This window comes from Acidobacteriota bacterium (assembly GCA_040754075.1).
Taxonomy (GTDB): Bacteria; Acidobacteriota; Blastocatellia; order UBA7656; family UBA7656; genus JBFMDH01.
Map to the genome: position 1 here is coordinate 1 of JBFMDH010000024.1, position 26,234 is coordinate 26,234.

Consider the following 26,234-nt stretch of genomic DNA (forward strand, 5'->3'; position numbering starts at 1 on the left):
TGGTCATCTGATCTAAAATCTGGTTGACGAAAGTCATAAGCCAATCTCCGATTGTCTGGTGTCTGGAAACATCCATTTAATCGGTATTGGCTTATTTTTTCATCTCATTTTTTGTCCGAACCATTGTAAGACAACAGTTGCATAAGGTTTAGAATTTTCGTTAATCTTGAATTTCTGAACGCTTTCCAGAGAAAGGATATGGGTAAATGGCAGACAACAATAATCATTCGGATAATCTCATCCACACGGATGACTTAACTCAAAATAATATCGAAACGCCCACCAATAATATATCGCAACCGATGATTGAATCCGGGCAACAAATTCCTGAACCGGTTAATGATTTTTCCAATACCCTTCCTGCAAATCAGGAAGTTCGGTTTACGGAATGGACAAACGTTGATAATAAATCTACAAACCCCATCGGGCAGGCTCCCCGTCCGGTCGAGCCATTTCCTTCGCAGCCACAGTATTATCCAACATTCAACGATGAGTCAGGTTATAGCGATGCACAATACAACGTTTCATCTGCTCAGGGTTCCTTTAATCAGGCTAGAGTAGTTGAATCAACTCCTGCCTTTCCTGATGAACCGATTCCGGTTCGGCGAAAAAAGGCAACCATGTGGATTGCTCTGGGAGTGATTGCCTGTTTGTTATTCAGTTCGATTCTAATCGCGCTGGCGGTTTTTAGAAGTAAGCCCACCGGTGAAGCGCCGGTTTTACCACCCCCCGGTTCATCGAAAGTAGTGAGCGCCCCTTCACCTACGGAACTGTCTAATTCATTTCGTGAAATTGCCAAAGTCATTAAACCGGCAGTCGTTTTTATTCGCATTACCGGAGAATCTGAGGAAGATTCCGGTTTGTTCGGTCAATTTGGACTGCCCCAACAACGGCGTCGCCAGCAAAGCGCGGGGTCGGGGGTCGTGGTTACTCATGACGGCTACATCATCACTAATAATCACGTTGTGCAAAATGCCTCAAAAATTGATGTGACCTTGAGCGACAATCGCAAATACAAAGCTACGGTGATTGGCACCGACCCGGAAACCGATTTGGCAGTGATTAAAATAAATGACAGTAATTTGCCAACCGCGGTTCTCGGAAATTCCGATGATGTCCAACAGGGTGATTGGGTGCTGGCGCTCGGCAGCCCGTTCGGTTTGCAACAAACTTTAACCGCGGGAATCGTCAGCGCCACAGGTCGTGAGTTTGGCAGTAATCTCGGAAAATTTATTCAAACCGATGCTTCGATTAATCCGGGAAATTCCGGTGGCCCGTTGATTTCGATGAACGGTGAAGTCGTCGGCATTAACTCCTTCATCATTCCGCAACAACTCGGTATGGGTCAGGGCGGAAGTCTCGGAATTGGCTTTGCCGTCACCTCAAACGTCGTTCGCAATGTTTTCAGCAGCATCGTTGAACGCGGCAAAGTGTCACGCGGATTTTTAGGTGTTCGACCCGAAGAGGTTGATGAAGCGATTGCCAACTCTTACGGCATTGAACCGCATTCCGGCGTTTTGGTGCGCGAAGTGATACCGGATACGCCTGCGGAAAAAGCCGGACTGCAAACCGGTGACATCATCACCGCCTTTGAAGGAAAAAAGGTCACAACCCCATCGGAACTTACCGAAACTGTTGCCTCGCAACCGGTAGGCAAATCCTGCAAGGTCGATTTTATTCGCAACAAACAATCCCAATCGGCAAACGTGGTGTTAGCTGAACGTACTGCCCAGCAAGCGCGCGCCCAAACTCCAAACCCGCCAACCCCGCAAAGCCCTGAACAGGTCACTGCGCCGGGGTTGGGCATCACGGTTCAAGCCGTTACCCCGGAAATCGCCGCGCGTTTAAACCTCAAAATTAAATCCGGCGTGGTCGTCAATAACATTGATGCTAGTAGCCCGACAAGTGGTGATGGTGGATTGCGCCACGGAGATGTCATTCATCGCATTGATAAATTTGAAATCAATTCGGTGAGCGATGTACTACAGGCGGAAAAAGCGATTAAAGGAAGCGAGGAAATCGCCATTCAAATCGAAAGAAACGGTCAGATATTTTATTTAAGAATTCCGCTCGATTAATTCTTTTCTCCTATTTACCCAAAAGCCTCGTAAATCACGAGGCTTTTTTATGCGGCGGCATTCAAGTTTTGCGTGCAACGATAGAGCAAATCAACCATTCCGGTTGTACTGCATTTCCAGTTCATACATTCCACGGAAAAGCGAAATCGCCTCCTCTGCCTGATCAAATGATAGGTCACGAAATTCTCGATATGCCCTTTCAACATTAAATATAATTCGCTGCGGTTCATTCCATCCGGCATATTTTCCTAAATCAATTTTCTTCGCCGCTTCAAAAATCGTTACCCCTCGGTCAAACCAATAACGGGATTCGTGAAGGACGTACAACAGGTATTCTTTCATTTCCGTGATCCCTTCAACACCGCACATCTGCCCGTGCCCCGGCACAATCACTTCAGGTTCAAGTTTACTGATAAAATCCAATGCCTTCACCCATCCATTGAATGTGCCATCCCAACCGATTGGGGTACAAAATCGAAAAAGCACATCACCGGCAAATACGATTCTCTGTTCAGGTAAATGCACAATCACATCGCCCGAAGTATGCGCCGGTCCCACATAAATTAATTGAACCGGGAGCCCATCCAAATTTAAATCCAACCGCTCATCGAACAAGGTGTTTGGCGGCGTTAGTTCTACCCCTTCAAAATTCCATTCGGATAATTTCTTTGCCATCGAGGCAATGGCTGGGTCTGGACTTCCGGTTGCGTTTCTTAAACCCTGCAATGTCTGCGGACTTTCGCGTTGCATTAACTCAGGGCAACGCCGGTGACCGATTAACTCGGCACCTTCAAAAAGCTGATTACCCCAGCAATGATCGCCATTACTATGGGTATTGACCACACGTTTGATCGACTGACGCTGAACCCGTTTATAATTTTCGATGAGTTCTCTGGTATGTGGTAAATCCCAGAAGGTATCCACGACCAGACCGCCCCCGCGATTGATAAAACCGGAGTTGCTGTAGCCTAATCCCTTATCCTCTTGCAAACAGGCATAAACATCTTTGCCGATTTCTTCGAGCTGCATTCCTGCTAATGGCTTATTCAATCATTTACTCCTTCAATCAAATAATTGCCGCAAGGCAATCAACGGTCGCATCAATACAAAAAATTCAGGCGAGAATTTTTTCCACGACTTCACCATGAACATCGGTCAAGCGGAAATGGCGTCCTTGAAATTTAAAAGTCAATTGTTTGTGGTCAATCCCCAGGCAATGCATGATGGTTGCCTGTAAATCATGAACATGAACCGGGTCACGAACTACGTTATAACTGAAATCATCGGTTTCACCGAGACTATATCCGCGTTTAACTCCGCCTCCCGCAAACCACATGGCAAAACAACGCGGATGGTGGTCACGCCCGTAATTGTTTTCGGTTAATTTTCCCTGACAATAAACCGTTCGCCCAAACTCGCCGCCCCAAATGACCAGCGTATCATCCAAAAGCCCTCGCTGTTTCAAATCAGCAATCAAAGCGGCGCTCGCCTGATCGGTGCCGCGACATTGCAAAGCTAAATCCCTGGGCAAATCATTATGTTGATCCCAACCTCGATGATAGAGTTGAATGAAGCGAACATCACGTTCGGCAAGTCGCCGCGCCAGTAAACAATTTGCCGCATAGGTTCCGGGCTTTCGCGAATCCCTGCCATATAATTCAAAAGTCGAATCCGGTTCTTTGGATAAATCCATCAACTCCGGCACAGAGGTTTGCATGCGATACGCCATCTCATATTGAGCGATGCGGGTTTCGATTTCCGGGTCGCCATAAGCTTGAGAATTTAATTTATTCAATTTCACAACCGCGTCGAGCATCTGTCGGCGTGTGGTTCGATTGATTCCCTGCGGGTCTTGCAGGTAAAGCACCGGGTCGCTGCCTGAACGAAACCGCACCCCCTGATAAGCTGAGGGTAAAAAACCGCTTCCCCACAAACGTGAAAACAACGGTTGATCGGTATTGAGCGCCTGCGCCTGTGAGAGTAAAACCACAAAGGCGGGAATGTTTTGATTCTCGCTTCCAAGTCCGTAACTCACCCAGGCGCCCATGCTCGGACGACCGGGTTGCTGACTGCCGCTTTGAATGAAGGTGATTGCCGGGTCGTGATTGATGGCATCGGTATTGACGGTTTTAATAATGGTGATGTCATCAACGATTTTTGCGGTATGCGGCAACAGTTCACTGAGCCAGGTGCCGGTTTGTCCATGCTGTGAAAACTTGAACATCGAATTGACGCAAGGCAGCGAACTCTGCCCGGAAGTCATACCAGTGATGCGTTGCCCCATGCGAACCGATGCCGGTAATTCTTTGCCATGATTTTTTTGCAAAGCGGGTTTGTAATCAAAAGTATCGATTTGCGAAGGACCACCCGATTGATGCAGAAAGATGACGCGCCTGGCTTTCGGGGCGAAATTTGGAAAACCGAGGAGTCCGCCGGTCTTGGGGTCACGATTTGCATCCTGAACTGCCCAACCTTCCTGTTTGAACAAACCGGCAAGCGCGGCAACCCCTATGCCTTTACCCGCCATTCCGAAAAGCTGGCGGCGCGTCAATTTCAATGCCAATTCTTTAATCTGAATCATACAAACCTGCAACTTAATCTTTTTACAGATTATTCTCAATTATTCATTTTCAATTATCCATTGTTTTGCAAAAGTTTTAGCACGAAACTCAAGTACACGGCTTTGCACATTAGTGGACAATGTAAAATGGATAATGGAGAGTGAATTCTAGCCTATTGCCTTTTCGATGTCTTGATAACGGTCGTCAATAATTTTTTCAACTCAATACAATCATCCTGAATTGAATTGAACGCTTTCCCATCGATGTATTCACCATCCTGCAAAAGTTGTAGCCAATACTCCGTCTCCGAAGCTTTACGTAAAGCGATAGCCATTTCATTCGTAAAAGTGAGCTTACTTTCGGCTTCTTGCGCTGATTTGATATGTGCGCCAACATAAGTTCCGGCAATCAAAATTTGCTTGCTTAAAATATATTCCTGTTTCTCTTCGCATAGATATTTGTACAGACGAACAATTCTAAGCGCAAATTTATAGGATTTCTCAAGCAAAATATTTTCGCCCATCGCTTTACTCTTTGGTAATCGTTTCATCCAAATTTAAAACCGCACTGGCAACCATCGTCCAGGCAGCCAGAACTTCCGGTTCAACTTTGATTGCAATTGCGGATTCACCTATTTTTAAAAGGGACTCGGTAAGCCCTTTATTATTTTTATAAATCTGCAATTGCTCATCCAAAAGCCGATTTAATATTTGCAATTCGTTCACTGAGGGTTTTCTCGAGGTTGCCAATCGAAAAGCAAAACCGATTCGGCTTTGCGTCGTTACCCCGCCTTCACTCAATATACGTTCGGCAAGTTTTCTCGCGGCTTCGATGTAGGTCGGGTCATTCATCAACACCAATGCCTGCAATGGTGTGTTGGTAACTGACCGCCGCGCGGTGCATTTCTCTCTATCAGGCGCATCGAAAGTCGCAAGCGATGCCGGCGGTACAGTGCGTTTCCAGAAGGTATACATACTTCGTCGGTAAAGGTCTTTGCCGTGACTTTGTTTATATTCCTGCGCCGAAAATCCATCTCCGAAAGCCATCTCTTCCCAAAGACCGGGGGATTGATAAGGAAAAACGCTCGAACCACCAACTGATTGGTTTAACAATCCACTTACGGATAAGGCATTGTCACGCACAAACTCTGCCGGTAATCGAAAACGCGCGCCACGCGCCAGCAAACGATTCTCCGGGTCTTTTTCGATTAGTTCAGGTGTAACTCTGGATGATTGTCTGTAGGTTGCAGAGGTCGCCAGCATTCGCATCATCGCTTTAACATTCCAACCCGATTGAATAAATTCATTGGCTAACCAATCAAGCAATTCTGGATGGACGGGAGGCTCACCCTGTGAACCAAAATCTTCTGCGGTTTTGACGATTCCCTGCCCGAATATCATTTGCCAGAATCGGTTCACCGTAACCCGCGCGGTCAGTGGGTTCGACGGCGCAACCAACCATCTCGCCAGGGTCAAACGATTTCGTACAGTCCAGCCTGGCAATGGCGGCAATATCGAGGGCACACCGGGTCTGACTTTTTCGGTTTTATTACGATAATCGCCGCGTCCCAGTATGAAGGTTTCGCGAGGTTTTTCCATCTCGCTCATCACCATTATCGTATTGATTTGTTTGTTCAACGCTTCGCGTTGTTTTTTCAAATCAGTCAATTCTGCAAATGTCTTTCTTAATGTATCGGGCGCGATATAGGTTAAAAAATAGTCCCGAATTCGTTGGCTTTCTTCTTTCGCTGGTTTAGTGAAGATGCGGAGCAGGCTTTGTTGAATCGGATAGTCACGCGCAAGTTGCGGGATTTCGCTTTCGTTCAACAGGCGTTGATAGATTCGCCAATCATCAAGCTGCCCGCGATAGGGTTTGCCCAACTCCTTATTGCCAATTAAAAATGGCGCTTCGTTTTGAAACGTGCCACTCAAATTATCCTGAATGATGTCGAGATTTTCAGGTTTCCCGTTGATGAATAATTTCAACCCATTTGCAGAATTTTTCCCATCAAAATTGATTGAGAGATGCTGCCAGCTATTCATCGGCAACCGCGATGTTGACCGGATTTGAATGGCTGAGTTTGCCGATGATGACAAGGTAACGACAATTTTTCCTGCCCAATGTTGAATGCCAATCAAGGCAAAATCATCAAGCGCAATTTCAATTCCCTTGCGGCTACCCGCACTTTCAAGTTTTTGAACGATGTGCGTCAGGCGATTCCCGGACGGGCGTATCCAGAAAGAGAGATTGAACGGTTGTTGGGTATTGAATTTCTCCGGATTAATTAAACTGACTTCGGAATCGCCGTCAAAACTCAGTGATTTTCCAATTATTCCGTTGCTGAAATTCGGATCGCCGCGAATTTTCCTGGCTTCGGGTTGGTTGCCGGTCGCATCCAGATAATTATTTTCTAAATTATAATGCGCAACTAATCCCTGTTTGAGCGAAGCCATCTTGGTCGTTCTGAATGCTTTTTCCCATTCAACCTGAAGCGGCTTTATCTTTTCATCGGTTAAAGTATTTTCTCTAAACTTAATTTCATTATTGAGCTTATCCAATTGGGCTTTTTGTTCATCCGAGGGCAATGGCAAAATCGGCATGGCGTTGCCGGTTTGTCCGTCCAGTCCCTTTTCGTTTACTGAATTAAAAAATGCAAAGAACTGATAAAACTCTTTTTGGGTAATCGGGTCATATTTATGGCTGTGACAACGGGCACACCCCAAAGTCATCGCCATCCAGGTATTGGCTGTGGTTTCAACCCGGTCAACCACATATTCGGTTTGATACTCTTCGGGAATCGCGCCGCCTTCAAAATTAATCATGTGATTGCGATTAAACCCCGAAGCGATTTTTTGTTCGGTTGTCGCATTGGGCAATAAATCGCCTGCCAGTTGTTCAATAGTAAATTGGTCAAACGGTTTGTTTTCATTGAAGCTGCGAATCACCCAGTCGCGCCACACCCACATATCCCTGTGAGAGTCGATGTGATAGCCGTGGGTGTCTGCATAACGCGCCAGATCAAGCCACGGAAGCGCCATGCGTTCGCCAAAATGTTCAGATGCTAAAAGTTGGTCTACTACCTTTTCATAAGCATTCGAGGATTGATCAGCAAGGAATTTGTCGATGTCTTCAAGGGTCGGTGGAAGTCCGGTTAAATCCAGATGGAGGCGGCGAAGCAGAGTGATTTTGTCAGCTTCAATCGACGGTTTCAAGCCCTCTTTTTCGAGCCTTGAGAGAATAAAATTATCAATTGGATTTCTAACCCAACGCCGGTTTTTAACTGTGGGAATTTCCGGTCGTTTCGGCACAACATATGCCCAGTGCATTTCCCATTTCGCGCCTTCATCAATCCACCGGCGGATGATTTCGATTTGCGCATCTGTGAGTTTATGCCCCGAATCAACCGGCGGCATACGCATCATCAGGTCAGTTGCAGAAATGCGTTGATACAATCGACTTTTCGCAGCGTTGCCGGAAACAATCACCCCGCCGCTTGCAAATACGCCTTCTTTAGTATCAAGGCGTAACTCCGCCATTCGTTTTTTATCATCGGGCCCGTGACAGGTGAAACAATTATCCGAAAGAATCGGTCGCACATCACGATTAAAATCTATCGGCTTATTGGTCGTGGTATTTGCTGAGGTTCGCGGCAAAGCGGCAAATACGCCGATACTGATCAAACAAGCGAGAATGAATAGTTGAAAAATCCTTTTCATTTCATCCTTATTATTTCGCGATGGTTTTATTCTTCAAATTACCGTCGGGCGCGCAGCTTTCCATTTACCGCGTGTGAAATCGGGAAATCTTACGGGCGCGCTGCCGCGTTTAACTGAAATTTCGCTTAGTGGTCCCGGCACACTCCAGGTCGCTGCGTCATAAACATCCATATCCGGCGGCAGTCCTTCGCGAAAACATTCAACCAGACGGTAACACATGATGTAATCCATGCCGCCGTGCCCGCCGAGTTTGCGCGCCACTTCACCGGCAATGCGCCACAACCGGTGTTCAAATTTCTGTTTGTACTCATCAAGGGTCGCCCAGCGATGCCCGCCTTTTTGCCCATCAACAAAAATGCGCGGCGGATAATCGCGGAAAATTCCTTTGGTTCCCTGAATCAGGTTAATGCGGTCATAGGGGCGCGGTGTCGAGACATTGTGTTGCAGCATAATGGTTCGCCCCGAAGCGGTTTTAATCAAAGCCGTGTGATAATCTCCGGTTTTGTAAACCTCTTTCTGGCGCGGGTCATCTGCCGCGAGATTTTCTTTGCGAAACGCCTCTAATCCCAGATGCACCGAACTCATTGCCACCATCGTCTCTAACCGTTCACCGCGATTGATATTCATATAATTGGCGACCGGACCCAATCCATGCGTAGTGTACAAATTGGCGTCCCGCAAGGTGTGATGGCGTCTGCGCCACAACCCTTCATCTTTTTTCTCGAACAGAATGCCGCGCAGGTCATGATTATAAGCGCATTCGCCGTGAATCAACTCGCCGAGCAAGCCTTCGCGTACCATATTCAAAACGATGGTTTCACTGTAGTCATAACAACAGTTCTCCATAATCATGCAATGGCGTCGGTTTTTTTCTGAGGTTTCAACCAGTTTCCAACACTCTTCCAACGTGTAAGCCGCAGGGACTTCTGTGCCGCAATGATGTCCGTTATTCATTGCCGATAACATCACCGGGACATGCCATTCCCAGGGTGTCGCCGTGTAAACAAAATCAATATCCTCGCGTTTGCAAAGATTTTCAAAATCGGTATCGCCGTTGGTATACATTGCCGGCGCTGGCTTTCCGGCTTTGGTGACCATATCAACGGCTTTTTGACATTTCTCTTTGACATTGTCACAGAGCGCGGTGATTTCGACATTTTCTACCGCCAGTAGTTCTCCGAGCACGCTGCGCCCGCGAAGCCCTGTGCCGACAATCGCGATTCGCACTTTGTCGCGTTTTTCAAACGGCACACCAATCATGGTTTTATTATTGGCTGGCGGTTCAGTTAGAAATTCAATCGCATTGCCTTTGGCATGGTCAGGGAAAATTCCCGCGAGGCTCATTCCTGCGCCTGCAACGGCGGCGGATTTCAATAAATCTCTGCGCGACAAATTCGATTCCTTCTTTTTCATTTCTTCTGTCCTTTTGCCAACTCCAGATATTTGCGATAGGTGGGACGACTGAGGAGTTTGTACTGAATAATATGAATTGCCTGCGCTACTTCATCGGCATCGGTCGGATGCAGTTTGGGCAACCGGAAAAATTTGCCTGCGGCTTCGGCGACCGCTTCCCAACAATCCGCTTCGGCTTCGGTCATCCCGCAAGCAATCACCCGTTGGCGATCCAGTTTCTTCTCGTCTTCATTTCTCTCGGCAGTTACCTGAGCATCCGTCACATTGGGCATACCGGCAACCGCTCCGGCAACTGCCATCGATTTTAAAATCTGTCGTCGCGTCAATTCGTCCATCTTTCTACTCCTAATTAAAACTCCACATAATCAAGTCAATGCACTTGTATCCTGACCGAAGGTTTGACCGGCTATTATTTCTTAACAACCTCTATAAGTTTGCTATCCTGATTCAAATAGGTATCTACCAACAAAACGAAGTTTTCAAATTTGTCTTCGCTTGGAGCATCCATGATCAATGCAATAATATTCGGCTGATGCTGAAGATGTCTGGCTAATTGACCAAATAATCTATCGTACTCACTTAGGTTTGGAGCTTTTTTAATTTCAATCGCGTACTTTTTCTTCACTAATAGATCAAAATTACTTTCACCAAATTCTTCGTTGAGGGAAAATTCCAAAGACTCCAAATGCTTTCTCAATTCAATCTTATACTCTCCCTCACTATTTCTTCGTCTTGCGGGCGACCATAATCTTATTACTTTTATCAGTTCTTCAAATTCTTGGTCTATTTTTTCCGTTCTTGGCTTTTTCTTTGAAATTGCCTCCTTGATTAGTTCCAAAACACTTTCATAACCCTTAAATTTTGTTTCTTTAACCCACTCTTCAAATTTCTCTGGAAAGTCGCTCCATTTGATGCTATGCGGCTCTTTCGCTAACCCTTCAATGCCAGGTTTAAGATCGCGATGAATCCAAGTGGAAGAGGAAGGCAACTTCCCCAGTTCTAAAACAAGATCGCCATATTGTCGCATGATCTTTTCTCGCGGCGTTCTTTCAAGGCTCAATTTATTGGCGGTATCGCCACACGCTATTTGTAGCTTTGAATAAGCATCTTCTCCAAAAATTTTGATTAAACCTCGCGAGTGGAAACCCGCATACTCCAAAAATTCCTTATATTTGGGAATGCGCCCGTATTCTTTTTTAAACGCTTCATATTTTTGGATGCAAACTTCTTTAGATTCCATGTCTGCTCTTCTATATCTCTATACTTCTACTTTTCGTTTCAGCTCAGTTTTGTCCAGAACGTAATGCTTGGCGGGTTTACTAAAAAAGTCTGCGCTTTGCCGAAGAGTTCCTGCGTGTGAGGCATCTTGAAATGTGTGTCGATGCCGTCCTGATTTGCCCAGACTTCATAAAACATGAATTTGTTGGGCGATTCTTTTGATTGATGGCAATCGTAACTGATGCAGGCGGCTTCCGTGCGACTGGCAGCGACCAGTTCGAGTCCAACTTTTTTGAAATCTTCAATGTGTTCCGGTTTAACTTCCGCCATACCTAAAATAATTACCTTTTCATCCGACATGAAAATCGCTCCTTCAATAAATTTGAAATTAAGGTTTTGCTGAACGGTTTATGAGCAGAACATTTCGCCCTTCGGCATTGGGGAGTTTAACACCAAGCAAACTCGCAAGCGTAGGCGCAATGTCGCGCATATCGATAACACCGAGATTTTTCCCCGCTTGAATGCCGGGTCCCACAATAAAGAATGCCGAATTCATTTCGGGAAAATCGGCAAGGAATCCATGTCCTCCTCCGGGAAGGCGACCAACGGTTATCGGTCCTTCAAAATTGCCGCTGATGTAATGTTCGGGCTTGGTGCAAACGATGAATGCCGCATTCGGAAAGCCGCCGGTCTGGTTGAGTTCTTCGCCTTCAAAAAACTTGTAAACACCGCTTTTTTCGTCGGCGACCAGGCGGGTTAAAATGTCGCGCACTTTATTTTTCGTTTCCCTATCATTCGGGTCTTTTAAAATCACCGCCGAAGTCGCTCCCGAATTCCAGATAATCGCCCGCCACGATTTCAACTTCCCTTTCTCATCCAATTCAATCAGCCCGGCTTCGCGCAAAGCGAAATTCAACCGCACCTCTTTATTCAATTTAAAAAAGCCGTGGTCTGATACCACGCAAAAATAGGCACGCCCATTTCCGGCTTTTTCAGCCGAAGCGCGAACGTTGCCAATGAGTTCGTCAAGTTCTTCAAGGGTTTGATAGGTTTCTTTACTGTAGGGACCATGTGAATGCTGCTCTTCATCAAGCGCCGAAAAATATCCCGTATGAAAATTCGGCTTTTTATTTTCCAGAATGTAGCTGTTAATGGCTGAGCGTTGGCGTTCGGCTTTGATTGAATAATCGTAACCTTCGGGATAATTGCCTACGGCTTTTTCAACTTCGGTCAGTAACCCTTTGGTTGAAACGGCGCGCAACAGTTTCCGGTCTTCGGCGGTCGAAGCGCGCCAGATTTGCGCGATGTTAAAGGTGATGTTTGCGCCGACCGTCACCGGCCAATCCACGCTTGAACTTTTCATTCCCGCATGGTTGACCGCTTCCCAGAGCGTCAGGGCTTTGATGTCTTCGGCATACCACATCCAGCCACCTTGATTTTTGCTAAACGGGTCGAAAGGCGAGTTCGCATAAATCCCATGCCGCGCAGGAGCGACACCTGTCACCATCGTCGTATGACTCGGATAGGTGACGGTTGGCATCATGCCTTTGACGCCGGTTGCAAATGCGCCCTCTTTAACCAGACGGCGAAGGTTGGGAATTTTCAGACCGAGTTTATCGGCTTCGAGAATATAATCGGGTTTCATTCCATCAATCGAGAGCAGGACAACCGGGATTTTCGCCTTCGTCCGTTGTTGCGCCAAGGTGGATTGAAAACTTATTCCGAAAATTAAATTTAGAATTAAAAGACAAAGAAGAGTTCTTTGCATAAAAGATTTATTCATGTTCATCCGCCTGATTTTTAGATAAACGCGCCAGCATGTGTTTTATGTCCGCTACACCTTTGATTGCCACATAGACGGTAATCGTCAAATACCAGACCACACACGCCATCGTGACTGCCCACCAGAACCAATGATTCATTGACTCGCCTCCTTCGCTTGAGGTTTTAATAATGAACCGATGACCATCGCCACAGCCGATGCTACATAAGCCGCAATCCCCGAATAATACGGGCCGATGCGTTTTGCCAAATCAATGGTTGATGGGAGTTGTTCGATTACCAGATAAGTGATGGGCAAAGCCGCACTGACGAAAATCGAAGCCGCCGCGCCCCAATTATTGGCGCGTTTCCAATAGCAGGAGGCAATCAGTAATACCGAAATGCTTGCCAGGTAAATCGTGCCGGTCACTCCCAAATATGTCCACAAATCCCCTTTCAAGGGATACCATAATCCGTAAAGTAAAAGGAAAATTCCGATAATTGCGACTATCGAACGGTTCCAGAATAAACCTTTTTTTTCGCTCCATCTGGTTTTTCTAAAGGGAGCCATAATGTCGTTATAAATCACGCTTCCCCAGGTGAGCATATAAGATGAATCCGTAGACATATCGGCAGCAAGCATCGCCGCAATTAAAATTCCCATCAGTCCTGCCGGTACAAAGGTCGAGAGAAATCTCGGCATCGCTTCCAGTGTATTGATTGGCTCGCCAAGGTTATCGGAAAACATCACGTTTGTTGCAAGCGCCGCAATGCCCCAGATGCCCGGAATTAAAAAGCGACAGACGAAAAAGAAACTGGTTCGCGTATAAATTTTCTTTCCGGTCTCGGAATCTTTGGCGGCAAGCACTCTGGCAATCGTTGTCTGCCAGGTTAAAACCGCTGCGGTGTTCAACAACGCATTGAACAGCACATATTCCCAACCCATTGTTGAATTGACAAAGGGATTAAAACCTCCCGCGCCATATTCGGTTTCAACGGTTGCGACCAGTTTATCCCAACCGATATTCACCAAAATTAAAATCGTCACGATAATCAACCCGGCGCTCATCACTACGAACTGCAAAAAGTCGGTGATTAAAACCGAAAGCATGCCGCCTAAAATTGTGTAGACCGCAACCCCGATTAATAACACCGTCATCATGATTTCGAGATAGCGAACATCCAACCCGGCAACCAGTACGAGAAATTGTCCGCCGGTTCGTAAAAAAACTCCCATATTTAAAAGACCGCCAAGCACAATGACCACACCTGCTGCCCAGCGAATGCGTTGCCCGAACTGTTTTTCAATCAATTCGGGAATCGTAATTACTCCTGAATCGCGCAATGGCTTGATACAAAACCCGGTCACGCCAATCACCAACATTGCAAGCGCCATCAAAATTCCGGGGGTTGCTCCCGCAAAGCCTTTTTCATAGCCATTCTGCGCCGTGTACATGCAGGTGACGATGCCGAATTCCGTAGCGGCAAGTGAAGCGATGCCGAGGTAGACATCCATTTCGCGACCGGCGACCAGGAAATGCTCGACTTTACCGACGTATTTGCGAACCCAAAGCCCAGCGACCATTGTAACGAGGAGATAAAGACCGACGATGCTACCGTCCAACAGCCAGTTGAAACGCGACATTACAATTCCTTTCAAGGTGCTGCGAATAAAAAATCAAAGGTGAATCATTTTTGTTGAAGGCTCAAAAGTTTCTTTGATGGCATCTCTATTGTCAACCGTAAAACTCTCCAATATTATTGCAGTCTATAAAAGTTCGTGATAAGAGTTGGCAACGAGAAATTGAAATGATGAGCAGAGTGAAAATACCATATTCCAAAAGCCTTCAAACCAATTTCATCAAACAGGTTATTTGTTTGTTGGCAATTCCGCTTTCGATTTATACAACCTTTTCACAAACGAAAAGTTCGCCCGCCATTGATTTCAACCGCGACATCAAGCCGATATTTGAGCGCCATTGTCTGGCTTGCCATAGCGCCAAAAAAGCGATGGGCGGACTCAGGCTTGATGACGCCACCGCTGCGATGAACGGGGGCATTTCCGGCGCAGTCATTATTCCGGGAAAAGCCAGTGAAAGCCGTCTGCTGCAACGAATTCTGGGGTTAAAAGATGAAGCGCGTATGCCGATGGGAAGCGCGCCGCTCTCGAATTTACAAATCAACAAAATCCGTCGGTGGATTGATGAAGGCGCAAACTGGAACCCCATGAATCAGCCCAGACCCCTCAACCACTCTGATGGTGAATCGCAATCCACAATCCGCAATCCGCAATCCGCAATCAATAAGCATTGGGCATATGTGAAACCCGTACAACCGAAAGTTCCCGAGGTGTTAAATAAGCAATGGATTCGCAACCCGATTGATAATTTCATCCTGTCACGTTTAGAGAAAGAAGGCTTGAAGCCCTCACCCGAAGCCAACAAAGAAACCTTGATTCGCCGACTCTATCTCGATTTAATCGGATTGCCCCCTTCGCCCAAAGCGGTTGATGATTTTTTAGCCGACACCAGCGCGACCGCTTATGAAAAAGTAGTTGACCAGTTGCTCGCCTCCGAACATTACGGCGAACGCCTGGCGCGTCACTGGCTGGATTTGGCGCGCTATGCCGACACCAATGGTTATGAAAAAGATAATCGCCGGGTGATGTGGAAATATCGCGACTGGGTGATTCGCAGCTTTAATGAAGATAAACCTTTCGACCAGTTTACTATCGAACAAATCGCCGGAGATATGCTGCCCGATGCAACCATTGACCAGAAAATCGCTACTGGATTTCATCGCAATACTTTGCTCAATCAGGAAGGCGGCGTTGACCCGGAAGAAGCCCGCTTTGAAGTTTTAATCGACCGCGTCAACACCACTTCAACCGTCTGGTTGGGTACGACACTCGGTTGCGCGCAATGTCACAATCATAAATATGACCCATTCACCCAAAAAGATTTCTATCGCTTCATGGCGTTTTTTGATAACAACCAATACCACTTTGAAGGCAATCCTTTAGAGCGTTGGGCAATTGAACCGAAACTCTATCTTGCAACAACCGAACAGGAAGCCCGCAAAAAAGCCATTGAAGAAGAAATCAAAAAGGTTGAAAACAATTTAAAAACCAGCACACCGGAGCTGATTCAACAACAGAGCGAATGGGAGCGTGAAGTTCGTGACGCAGAAAAGGCTTGGGTTCCTTTGGAAATCACTTCGGTTTTGACGACCAACGGTACGAAGCTAAGCAAATCAACCGACAAGACGATTCTCGCGACCGCGCCATTTGCCAATCGCGATGAGTATGTCATCAAGGCGACGACCAGTTTATCGAACCTCACTGCGCTCAGGCTTGAAGCCTTACCGGATGCCGGTTTGCCAAGAGGAGGACCGGGTTGTGATCCATACGGAGGGTTTGCCATTCAATCCATAGAAATGGCAGTGACTCCGAATGATGGTTCAAGCCCTCAAAAAATCAAATTCAATAACGCGAAAGCAGATGATGGGAATGCCACGGCTGTCTTGTTGAATACCTCAAGTGGTTGGTTGATCGACCAGACGAATGAAAACCTGCGACTCCCCAGGCAATTGGTACTGGTTGCCGAAAAGCCATTTGGAAATTCTTCACTCACCAATCTTGAAATAAAGATACGCCAGTCTCATCCGTCGAATAAATTACTGCTGGGTAAATTCAGATTGTCCGTCACTGCCTCGAACAATCCGACAAGTGTGGTAAACATTCATGGTAAATTGCGCCCGATTATTCAAATCGCCAGCGATTCACGAACAACTGAACAACAGAAACAACTGAGTGATTATTATCGCGGAATGACACCGCTGTTGGATAAAGAGCGAAAACTGCTTTCGGAATTAAAAAGCACGGTCGATAAACTCAATATCCCAACCGCTGAAATTCTCGGTGAAAAACCAACCTTTGAACGCCCATCGACGTTCATTCGCATAAAAGGCAGTTTCACCAATAAAGGCGAAAAAGTATTTGCCGACACACCGGCTTCGCTCCCCCCGCTTCCACAAGATCAAATGCCCAATCGTTTAGGGCTGGCGCGTTGGTTGGTGAGTAAAGAAAACCCTTTGGTTGCGAGAGTGACGGTTAATCGGTTTTGGGAACAGATTTTCGGACACGGCATGGTTGAAACCAGCGAAGATTTTGGCACGCAGGGGGAACGTCCCACGCACCCCGAATTACTTGACTGGCTCGCTTCGGAGTTCATGAAAACCTGGCGTGTTAAAGCTTTTTTGCGAATGATTGTGACCTCGTCGACTTATCGTCAAACTTCAAAAATAAACCCGGAGTTGACCGCGCGCGACCCGTATAATCGATTGCTTGCCAGAGGCGCGCGCTTTCGCCTGGAAGCCGAAATGATACGCGATGTCACACTGGCAACCAGCGGACTTTTAAATCCCAAAGTTGGCGGCGAAAGCGTTTTCCCATATCAACCCGAAGGCATCTGGGACAATCCCTATAACCGGGATCGTTGGATTATCAGTGAAGGCGGCGATAAATTTCGGCGTGGGCTTTACACCTTCGTTCGTCGCACCGCGCCATATCCGAGTATGGTGAGTTTTGATGCGCCGAGTCGTGAGTTTTGTACAGTGAGAAGAGTGCGAACCAACACCCCGCTTCAGGCGTTGACGACATTAAATGATGAAGCATTTTTTATCGCCGCGAGAGCCTTGGCACAAAGAATGGTTCATTCATCTCAATCAGCAATAAAGGAAAAAATAACTTTTGGATTCAGGTTATGCACCTCTCGCAAACCGAGTGAGCAGGAGGTCAATCGCTTAATCGGGCTTTATGAACAACAGGTATTGAAATATTCCCAAGATATTCAAAGCGCAAAAAATTTATTGAAAGAGCAAGTTGCGGGTTTGAGTGACAACCAAATTCCCGAACTTGCGGCAATGACGATTGTCGCCAATGTCTTGTTGAATCTGGATGAGACCTTAACCAAAGAGTAGCTTGATTTCATTTTTTGTGGTCGTCTTAAAAAATGCTTGATGGGTTTCGGTGGATACAATGGCTAATGAACAATACAGTTTAAAACAAATTACTCGCCGCCATTTTTTTAAGCAGTCGGGTTTGGGCATTGGTGGAATGGCGCTCGCTTCGCTGCTCAACGAAAATATATTTGCCGGTCAATCCAACACGAATCCCTTTGCCCCGCGAAGCCCGCATTTTAAAGCAAAAGCCAGGAGCATCATTTATCTGTTTATGGCAGGCGCGCCATCGCAGTTGGATTTATTCGATTACAAACCAAATCTCAATAAATATGACGGGCAAAGCATTCCCGAAGAGTTTATTAAAGGCGAACGATTCGCCTTCATTAAAGGAACGCCCAAGCTACTGGGTTCACCATATGCTTTCAAAAAACATGGCAACTCAGGCGCGGAAATTTCTGAACTCTTACCGCAGCTTGCCGGCGTTGCTGATGATATATCCATCATTCGCACGGTTCACACCACCCAATTCAATCATGCCCCGGCACAGATTTTCATGAATAGCGGTCATCAAATCGTCGGGCGACCGAGTATGGGCGCATGGCTTTCGTATGGACTGGGAACCGAAAGTCAGGAGTTGCCGGGATTCGTGGTTTTGCTATCGGGCGCAAGCAACCCCGACGGCGGAAAATCCTGTTGGAGTAGCGGCTTTTTACCGACCTACTATCAAGGCGTAGAGTTTCGTCGACAAGGCGAACCGGTGCTGTTCGTTACCAATCCCGATGGCATGACTTCGGAAACCCGTCGCGCATCATTGGACGCTTTGAAAGATTTAAATCAAATCCATAGTGCAGAAATTGGCGACCCGGAAATCGCCACCCGAATCGCGGCTTATGAAATGGCTTATCGCATGCAATCGAGCGTGCCTTCACTTACAGACATCAACAGCGAACCGAAACACATACATGAAATGTATGGCACTGAACCCGGCAAATCGTCTTTTGCAAATAACTGTCTGTTGGCGAGAAGGCTGGTGCAACGTGGCGTTCGCTTCGTTCAACTCTATCATCGCGGTTGGGATCATCACGGAACCGGAAGAGGCGATGATTTGGTCAATTCCCTGCCGACGCTTTGCCGTCAGGTGGACCGAGCCGCCGCAGCGTTAATCAACGATTTAAAGCAACAGGGCTTGTTCGATTCAACATTGGTGGTATGGGGTGGCGAGTTTGGCAGAACGCCAATGAATGAAGAGCGGCAAGGTTCAAAATATCTGGGGCGCGACCATCATCCTAAAGCCTTTTCAATGTGGATGGCTGGGGGTGGAATAAAACCCGGAGTGACCTATGGACAAACCGACGACCTCGGCTATCACCCTGTCGAAGATGCCGTCGAAGTTCACGATTTGCACGCCACGATTTTGCATTTAATGGGAATCGACCACACGAAACTGACATACAAATTTCAAGGTCGTGATTTTCGCTTAACCGATGTGAGCGGCAAGGTGATGCAAAAATTACTTGCTTGAAAATAACCGCAACCAAACTACAACCTGACAAAATAGTTATTAAGCGAGGAAAAATGTTTTCAAATTCCAATATGCCGACCCGGCGAAATTTTTTATTCGGATTATCCGCAACCTTAACCATCTCGACTCTCGCGCCTCGATTCCTGGCTAAACCCTCCGCTTCACCAATCATTCTTGGAAGCGGCAATCATCGCTATGAATGGATTCCGAATTGGGCGAAACTTCCCGAAGGCATGAAATTCGGCAACACACATGGCGCAGTGGTAATTGACGGCAAAGGACGTGTGTTGATGAACACCGATTCGGAAAACGCCATCATGATCTTTGATGCCAACGGTAACTTTATCAAAGCCTGGGGCAAGGAATGGCAAAACGGCACACACGGCATGGCTTTATTCAAAGAAGGTAAAACCGAATATGTTTACCTGACGCATTTCAATCGCCATCAATTCGCCAAATGCACTTTGGAAGGCGAAATCGTATGGGTGAAAGATTATCCGAAAGAATCGGGTGTTTATCAAAAAGCCGATGAGTTCAAACCGACGGGAATTGCCTTTGCCCCGAATGGCGATTTTTATGTGACCGATGGCTATGGCAAATCCTACGTTCATCATTACAACTCGAAAGCCGAATATGTTCGCAGTTGGGGTGGCGCTGGAAAAGATGCAGGTCAACTGCGTCAACCGCATGGCATCTGGGTCGATACCCGTGAAAAGACCCCAAGAGTTCTGGTCGCAGACCGCGCCAATCATCGACTGCAATTTTTTTCGCTTGATGGAAAATATTTAAGCATGGTCACGGAAGACCTGCGATTGCCGAGTAATTTCCATCAACGCGGCGGCGACATTGTCATCGCTGACCTCGAAGGGCGTGTGACGATAATTGATAAAAATAATCGCGTGGTAACTCACTTAGGCGATAATCAAGACCCGAAATTACGCGGGCAAAACCCGGTTTTGCCGGACAAATGGAAAGACGGACAATTTATCTCTCCCCATTGTGTGCGCTGGGATACACAAGGAAATCTCTATGTTGCCGAGTGGCTTTCGACCGGGAGAGTTTCCAAATTGAAACGCTTGAAATGACCATCAAAAATTGAAAATTAGTTGTAAAAAATTGTTTCAGGCGAAACCGTCCATTGCTCATATCGTTTAAATTATGGTATTTCTGTTTTTTCGCACAAAACATTAGTGGATTGCCTTGTGCTATCACAATGTAGGAGTATCAAGAAGTTTAATGGCAAATGATTTAGATGCGTCGCAAAGTCCCAGCCCGAATTCGCCGAGTTTACCCATTGTTACGGAGCCGAAAAAAACCGAAGTCGGTAATTACTTCGTTTCAAATTACCCGGCGTTTTCTAAGTGGCAACCGGAATTTATTCCGAATGTCTACGAAACATTGAACCGTCCGCCGCGAGTCGAAGAACCGCTTGGTCTCTACATTCATATTCCCTTTTGTCGCAAACGCTGCAAATTCTGCTACTTTAAAATCTACACAGACAAAAACGCTTCGGATATTGAAACCTATCTGAACGCCTTGATTAAAGAGAACGAACTGTACAGCCGGACGAATGCCTTTCAAGGTCGGCAACTTAGATTTGCCTATTTCGGCGGGGGGACGCCTTCCTATATCAGCGAACGGCAATTGCAATATCTGGTTGAAGGATTAAATCAACACATTAGTTGGCAAAATGCCGAAGAGGTGACGTTTGAATGTGAACCGGGAACCTTGCAAAAATCGAAACTCGAAATGCTTAAACAAATCGGCGTCACCCGCTTGAGTCTTGGCGTCGAGCATTTCGATGACGATATTTTGGAAGCCAACGGACGCGCCCATCTTTCACCGGAAATCTATCGCGCTTACGATTGGGCGCGTGAAGTTGACTTCCCGCAAATCAATATCGATTTAATCGCCGGAATGATAGGCGAATCCGAAGAACGCTGGCAACGCTGCATCCAAAAAGCCATCGAACTCGAACCCGATTCGGTAACCATTTACCAGATGGAGTTGCCGTTCAATACGGTGATTTCGCGAGAGATGATTGAAAAAGGTCTGGATTCGCCGATTGCCGATTGGCAGAACAAACGGCGTTGGGTCGATTTCGCTTTTGCGGAATTTCAAAAACGCGGCTATGAAATCATCAGCGCCTATACCGTCGCGAACGCCAGAAAACATTGCCGGTTTATTTATACGGATGCCTTGTGGCATGGCGGCGATATGATTGGGCTGGGGGTTTCTTCGTTTTCGCATTTTGACGGCGTGCATTTTCAAAACCTTCATCATTTCGAGGAATATACGCAATTGCTCGAAACCGAAGCGTTGCCCTTGCTTCGCGCTTTGCCGCTTACCAAAAAGCAACGCTTGATTCGCGAATTAATTTTACAACTCAAAACCGGAAAACTGGATTTGCAATATTTCGCCAGGAAATTTTCAGTCGATGTTTGGCAGGAATTTGCAGCGGTATTTAATAGCCTGGTTGAAAAAGAATTTTTATTCCGAACCGAATCACAGATTGAACTCACACGCAGTGGATTATTACAGGTCGATAGTTTTCTATCGGAATTTTTTGAACCGGAGCAGAAACCGGTTCGTTACGTTTAAATATCACTATGGAAAAACACCACAATCAATATGATGTTATTGTTATGGGCGGAGGACCTGCCGGTAGTTCGGTAGCCAGCATTCTTGCCCGCGAAGGTCGCAAGGTCATTCTTTTTGAAAAAGAGCAGTTCCCGCGTCATCACATTGGCGAATCGTTTATGACCGACACTTACTGGACATTTCAACGAATGGGCTTTTTGGAAAAGCTCAAAGCCAGCCCCTTTGTTCACAAATACAGTGTTCAGTTCGCCAACCCTGCGGGAAAAGAATCCCGTCCTTTCTACTTTTTTGAAGCCAACCATCACGAAAGCGCAGTTACGTGGCAAGTGACCCGCGCGGTATTTGATGAAATGCTCATCAATCATGCTGCCGAACAAGGCGTCACCGTTCATCAAAAAACCCCCGTAAAACAGGTGATTTTTGATGGCGAACAGGCAATCGGGGTGGAAGCGCAAATGACTGATGGCACGGTTCAACAATTTTTTGCGAAAGTCGTCGTCGATGCCACAGGTCAGACCGCTATGCTATCGAACAAACTGCGCTGGCGCATGCGCGACCCCAGGCTGAAAAAAGCTGTTCTTTATTCTTATTTTAAAGGCGCGCATCGTGAGCCGGATTTAAATGGCGGCGCGACCCTGGTGTTAAGAACTCAGACCGGCAGCAATGGTTGGTTCTGGTATATCCCGCTTGAAAATGACATCACCAGTGTCGGTGTGGTGGCTGACCCGGATTATCTGGTGAAAGGTCGCGGACAAGACCTCGCCAAAATTTTCAACGAAGAGGTTGAAAAGTGTGAGCCGTGTCGTCGTCGCGTGGCAGATGGTGAACGAGTCGATAAAATCTATTCGATTCTCGATTATTCTTATCGCTCGAAACAAAACTCCGGCGATGGGTTTATTTTAATCGGCGATGCCTATGGCTTTCTCGACCCGATTTATTCATCGGGAATTCTCCTGGCATTCAAGATGGCGGAACTTGCTGCCGATGCTATTCACGATGCTTTTAAGCATAATGATTTTTCGCGAGCGCGGCTCGGACAATTTCAACCGAAACTCGATAAAGGCATCGAGTCGATGCGCAAACTGGTTTATGCGTTTTATAACGAGGGCTTCAGTTTTTCGCGATTCCTCAAGAAATATCCCGATTATCGCGTCAATATCATCAACCTGTTAATCGGCGATGTATTTCGCGAAGGGGTTGATGAAGTCTATGGACCGATGGCTGAATTCGCAGACATCCCGCCACCGCTGTACGAAGAAGTTTTAAGTAACGCCAGCAACGGCAACGGGGCAAAGGGCATAGAAGAAGGTAACGGATTTTCCGCGAAGTATAAATATTTCGATGACGGGGTGACAACACAAACCCTCAGTCAATCCAACATCGGGCCTTTCATAACAGAAACCGGCGACTAAATAAACAGGCGGTCAATGACCGCCTTCTGATTTATTACAAAACCTAAATTTTTTCTCAATTTATGGAACAGTCAAACCCTTTACTCGTTGCTGTAACTTCCTATCCACCAGATGATTCTCTTATACAGAGAACACTTCTTAAACTTGAAGATTTGTTTCAATGGTTAAAAGAAAATCATAAAGTTGATAAACGTATTCAGTTTGTCAATTTGAAGGAGCAGTACCCTACTTGGTCAACCATTATAAATCGGGTAATTGATAATTCTTTAAAAACGAAAGGTTTTATTAGCTCAAAATTTATTTCCACCCTAGTTTCAGTTTCAAATTACACCAGAGATGTCGCCTTCTCATTTATTGACCAAGAAACTATTTTCCTAAAACCTCTCATAAAGGAAATCATGGATACTTCTATTGGTACTCATGAAATCCCAAAGGCGATTTTTATCTCAGCACCTGATTTACCACTTTCTATTGGGAAAGGTATGTGGGGTGAATGTATAGGTGTATATCCTGGTGCTGTTGCAATTGAGGTTTCAGAATACAAAGAATCTATATTCCATGAATGCTTGCATATTTTTGGCGTTTCAGAAGGTTACGATGAAAATACAAAAGACACATATCCAGATTGTGTTAATTGTTGGATGCAATATGAAGCTATTCACGGTTCTGGGCTTTGTCAAAAACATTTAAATGAATTACAGAAATTTTTGAAAAACATTTAGCCCCCCCACTCTCAAAATCCGCATCAATGATGAAACCAACAATGGTCAAGAAATTTCCAAACAAATATTCAAACTAGCGAAAATGGTTTCTCCAATGCCACTAAAATATAAAATTCGTTAATAGTCATTCGGCGTGCCTGTCAGCAAAGAAAATTGTAGATATTTAGTCAATCTCTTAGGATTCCATCCTTCGTTCGATTCTCGCTTTAATCTAACTCAATTTCGATTAATCACGATTCTCAATGCGGCTTGTTTGAGCGCCTGACTGACGGCGCTGGATTTGGCTATCTGACGGATTTCCGGTTCTGGTAAGGTCGGAAGTAATTTCAATGCCAACGGTGTAGGTGTCCGGGGATTATGAACCAGGGCGCTGCGGATTTCCGAGTTACTCGCCCAGATTGTGGTTTTGGCAATTAAATCGGCAGTCGCGGTTGCCAACAAGGGTGAGCGGGCAATGCGCACAACCTCTTCAGTTGTAATGCGGGGATTTTTGAGCAGCGAATACAAAACCTGTGCATCGTTATCCTGAAGCAAAACGGTTCGTTCACTGCGGTCGGCTTTTGGCGCGAGCAATAATTTTTCTACACGCGATAGATTGCGAATTCGATCCCAGGTATTCGACTCTGCCGGGGTGGAGGACGTTTGGTTGACTGCGGGTTTGGATAAAAGAGCAGCCAGTATCTCATCCGGTTTTATATCGAAAGCCACCGCAAATGCCGACGCCATAACTTGAACTACGGTTGCTGAGATTTGCGCTTCACCGGCATCAATTAATTTTAATGTCAGTTGCATAGGCGAAAACGGCTGGAGTTCGGTACTGGTGGGAATCAGCAAACCTCCGGCAGAAATATTGTTGGCGTATTCAATTCGCAACTCGTCTTCGCTCTCGAATTCTACGGCAAAATGTTCCGACGTGATTGCAACAGTTTTCAAATCCCCAACCTCATCGTGTAATCTGTTAATTCTCGTTATTCATTTTTACTACAGTCGTACTCAGTGGACTAGACTTAAAAATTCGAGAAACCAGACTACTTCAAGCCGTGGAGTTAAGAGAATGACCTTTTTGAAATTAAAAAATCGCCTGTTGTTTTATATGCTCATAACCTTGCTGCTGTTATCGTTTACCCCTTCGCCAATCAGTGCCGACGAACCGGTAAAAATCACCACGGTCTATCTTGTTCGTCATGCAGAAAAACAGGTTGTTTCATCCGGTCAGCAAATGATGTCCGCAAACGACCCGCCACTGACTGATGAAGGGAAAGCGCGAGCCAGAAATTTAGCGCGAATGCTCGGCAAAGCTGACATCAAAACCATCATCACTTCGCAATATCTGCGCACCAAACAGACCGCCGAACCGCTGGCTGAATCGTTGAATTTAACTGCGATTGTTTTGCCGATTTCGGCTGCCCCCGCAGACCGCAATAAGGTTTCCGAGCAATCCATTAAAAATATTGTCGAGAAAATTTATCAAAGCGGCGGAGAATCGGTTTTAGTGGTCGGGCATACCAACACCTTGCCGGAAGTCATTAAGATGCTGGGCGGCGGGACGATTGCCGAAATTCCCGAAACCGATTATGACAACCTGTTCATCGTCACGGTGCTTGGGAAGGGCAAAGCTAAAATAGCGCGAATGCGATTTTAAAATCCTGCAAACTATCTGCGAATTCAGAAGGCATGATAATGCCAGCCTCAACCCGATGGCTGAGGTTCGGTAAGCTGAATGGTTTTTCCCATGCGAATAATCGCCAGGAATTCTCCATCGGGCATTGGCACATCTATTTTTTCAATCGGGTGATAGCCAACTGCTGCATAGAGTGGTTCGCCAGGTAAAGTTGCTGCAAGTTCCAGGCGATTAAATCCAGACTCACGGGCAGCATTTTCGCAAGCTGAAATAATCCGTTTGCCAATTCCTTTTCTTGTCCAGTCAGGATGGACAAAAAAGGCGCGAATGCGCGCCGGTTCACTTTGCGGGTCAAGTAAACCATCCTCATCACCTTTCATCTGGTCGCCGCCAAAAAGCGTTTTTCGTTTGCTCCACCCGCCGCAACCAACAATTTGATGATTGCTTTCTGCAACAAAATAAGTCCCGTCATCTATCAACTGACTATCCACGCCAAAGATGTGAATGATGGCACTCTCGATTTGTGCAGGTGTGTAATATCCGCCGCTCAAGCCGCGAACCGATAAGGGGATCAATTCTTCAAGTACCGGAATATCGTCTCTGGTTGCCAAACGAATTTCAACAGCCATGTTGCACCGCCAAAATTA

21 protein-coding genes are annotated in these 26,234 nt (G+C 46.2%); 8 read left to right on the forward strand and 13 right to left on the reverse strand.

Going from position 1 to position 26,234, the window contains the following annotated elements; all coding sequences use genetic code 11:
- Positions 1-206: 206 nt before the first annotated feature.
- Positions 207-2,078, forward strand: coding sequence for a trypsin-like peptidase domain-containing protein (locus tag AB1757_22010; protein ID MEW6129730.1), 1,872 nt, complete (start codon positions 207-209; stop codon positions 2,076-2,078).
- Between the two features lie 90 nt (positions 2,079-2,168).
- Here the strand turns inward: AB1757_22010 and AB1757_22015 are convergent, their stop codons facing one another.
- The 11 genes from AB1757_22015 to AB1757_22065 form a co-directional block, all read right to left on the reverse strand.
- Positions 2,169-3,128, reverse strand: coding sequence for an MBL fold metallo-hydrolase (locus AB1757_22015; GenBank protein MEW6129731.1), 960 nt, complete (start codon positions 3,126-3,128; stop codon positions 2,169-2,171).
- 64 nt (positions 3,129-3,192) lie between these two features.
- On the reverse strand, positions 3,193-4,659 hold the full coding sequence (locus tag AB1757_22020; GenBank protein MEW6129732.1) for a DUF1501 domain-containing protein: 1,467 nt from the start codon (positions 4,657-4,659) through the stop codon (positions 3,193-3,195).
- A gap of 152 nt (positions 4,660-4,811) precedes the next feature.
- Complete coding sequence (locus AB1757_22025; GenBank protein MEW6129733.1) at positions 4,812-5,162, reverse strand: four helix bundle protein; 351 nt, start codon at positions 5,160-5,162, stop codon at positions 4,812-4,814.
- Positions 5,163-5,166: 4 nt separating this feature from the next.
- Entirely contained in the window at positions 5,167-8,355 is a 3,189-nt protein-coding gene (locus tag AB1757_22030; GenBank protein MEW6129734.1) for a DUF1553 domain-containing protein, read from the reverse strand.
- Between the two features lie 33 nt (positions 8,356-8,388).
- Entirely contained in the window at positions 8,389-9,768 is a 1,380-nt protein-coding gene (locus AB1757_22035) for a Gfo/Idh/MocA family oxidoreductase (GenBank protein MEW6129735.1), read from the reverse strand.
- A complete protein-coding gene (locus tag AB1757_22040; GenBank protein MEW6129736.1) occupies positions 9,765-10,103 on the reverse strand; it encodes a hypothetical protein in 339 nt (112 codons plus the stop codon). The genes AB1757_22035 and AB1757_22040 overlap by 4 nt, the downstream gene beginning before the upstream one ends.
- Positions 10,104-10,177: 74 nt before the next feature.
- Positions 10,178-11,008 carry a hypothetical protein gene (locus AB1757_22045; protein MEW6129737.1) on the reverse strand — a complete coding sequence of 277 codons (831 nt, stop codon included), beginning with the start codon at positions 11,006-11,008 and terminating at the stop codon, positions 10,178-10,180.
- 38 nt (positions 11,009-11,046) lie between these two features.
- On the reverse strand, positions 11,047-11,346 hold the full coding sequence (locus tag AB1757_22050) for a putative quinol monooxygenase (GenBank protein ID MEW6129738.1): 300 nt from the start codon (positions 11,344-11,346) through the stop codon (positions 11,047-11,049).
- A gap of 28 nt (positions 11,347-11,374) precedes the next feature.
- Positions 11,375-12,754 (reverse strand): ectonucleotide pyrophosphatase/phosphodiesterase, encoded by a 1,380-nt coding sequence (locus AB1757_22055; GenBank protein MEW6129739.1) that lies wholly within the window; start codon positions 12,752-12,754, stop codon positions 11,375-11,377.
- Between the two features lie 7 nt (positions 12,755-12,761).
- Positions 12,762-12,908: a hypothetical protein gene (locus AB1757_22060; GenBank protein MEW6129740.1), complete on the reverse strand. Its 147-nt coding sequence runs from the start codon at positions 12,906-12,908 to the stop codon at positions 12,762-12,764.
- Positions 12,905-14,392 (reverse strand): sodium:solute symporter family protein, encoded by a 1,488-nt coding sequence (locus tag AB1757_22065; GenBank protein ID MEW6129741.1) that lies wholly within the window; start codon positions 14,390-14,392, stop codon positions 12,905-12,907. Before AB1757_22065 ends, AB1757_22060 begins: the two co-directional genes overlap by 4 nt.
- A 164-nt stretch (positions 14,393-14,556) precedes the next feature.
- Between AB1757_22065 and AB1757_22070 the strand changes: the two genes are divergently transcribed.
- From AB1757_22070 to AB1757_22095, 6 genes are all read left to right on the forward strand, one after another.
- Positions 14,557-17,727: a PSD1 and planctomycete cytochrome C domain-containing protein gene (locus tag AB1757_22070; GenBank protein ID MEW6129742.1), complete on the forward strand. Its 3,171-nt coding sequence runs from the start codon at positions 14,557-14,559 to the stop codon at positions 17,725-17,727.
- 58 nt (positions 17,728-17,785) lie between these two features.
- Entirely contained in the window at positions 17,786-19,231 is a 1,446-nt protein-coding gene (locus tag AB1757_22075) for a DUF1501 domain-containing protein (protein MEW6129743.1), read from the forward strand.
- Between the two features lie 53 nt (positions 19,232-19,284).
- Positions 19,285-20,316, forward strand: coding sequence for a hypothetical protein (locus tag AB1757_22080; GenBank protein ID MEW6129744.1), 1,032 nt, complete (start codon positions 19,285-19,287; stop codon positions 20,314-20,316).
- A gap of 151 nt (positions 20,317-20,467) precedes the next feature.
- Entirely contained in the window at positions 20,468-21,832 is a 1,365-nt protein-coding gene (locus tag AB1757_22085) for a coproporphyrinogen-III oxidase family protein (protein ID MEW6129745.1), read from the forward strand.
- Positions 21,833-21,840: 8 nt separating this feature from the next.
- On the forward strand, positions 21,841-23,244 hold the full coding sequence (locus AB1757_22090; protein MEW6129746.1) for an NAD(P)/FAD-dependent oxidoreductase: 1,404 nt from the start codon (positions 21,841-21,843) through the stop codon (positions 23,242-23,244).
- A 62-nt stretch (positions 23,245-23,306) separates the two neighbouring features.
- Positions 23,307-23,966, forward strand: coding sequence for a hypothetical protein (locus tag AB1757_22095; GenBank protein MEW6129747.1), 660 nt, complete (start codon positions 23,307-23,309; stop codon positions 23,964-23,966).
- 216 nt (positions 23,967-24,182) lie between these two features.
- On the opposite strand, the gene AB1757_22100 is transcribed toward AB1757_22095, so the two are convergent.
- Positions 24,183-24,899, reverse strand: a complete 717-nt coding sequence (locus AB1757_22100) for a PilZ domain-containing protein (GenBank protein MEW6129748.1) — start codon at positions 24,897-24,899, stop codon at positions 24,183-24,185.
- A gap of 121 nt (positions 24,900-25,020) precedes the next feature.
- On the opposite strand from AB1757_22100, the gene AB1757_22105 reads away from it, so the two are divergent.
- Entirely contained in the window at positions 25,021-25,608 is a 588-nt protein-coding gene (locus tag AB1757_22105; GenBank protein ID MEW6129749.1) for a phosphoglycerate mutase family protein, read from the forward strand.
- A 47-nt stretch (positions 25,609-25,655) separates the two neighbouring features.
- Here the strand turns inward: AB1757_22105 and AB1757_22110 are convergent, their stop codons facing one another.
- Positions 25,656-26,216: a GNAT family N-acetyltransferase gene (locus AB1757_22110; GenBank protein ID MEW6129750.1), complete on the reverse strand. Its 561-nt coding sequence runs from the start codon at positions 26,214-26,216 to the stop codon at positions 25,656-25,658.
- Between the last annotated feature and the right edge of the window lie 18 nt (positions 26,217-26,234).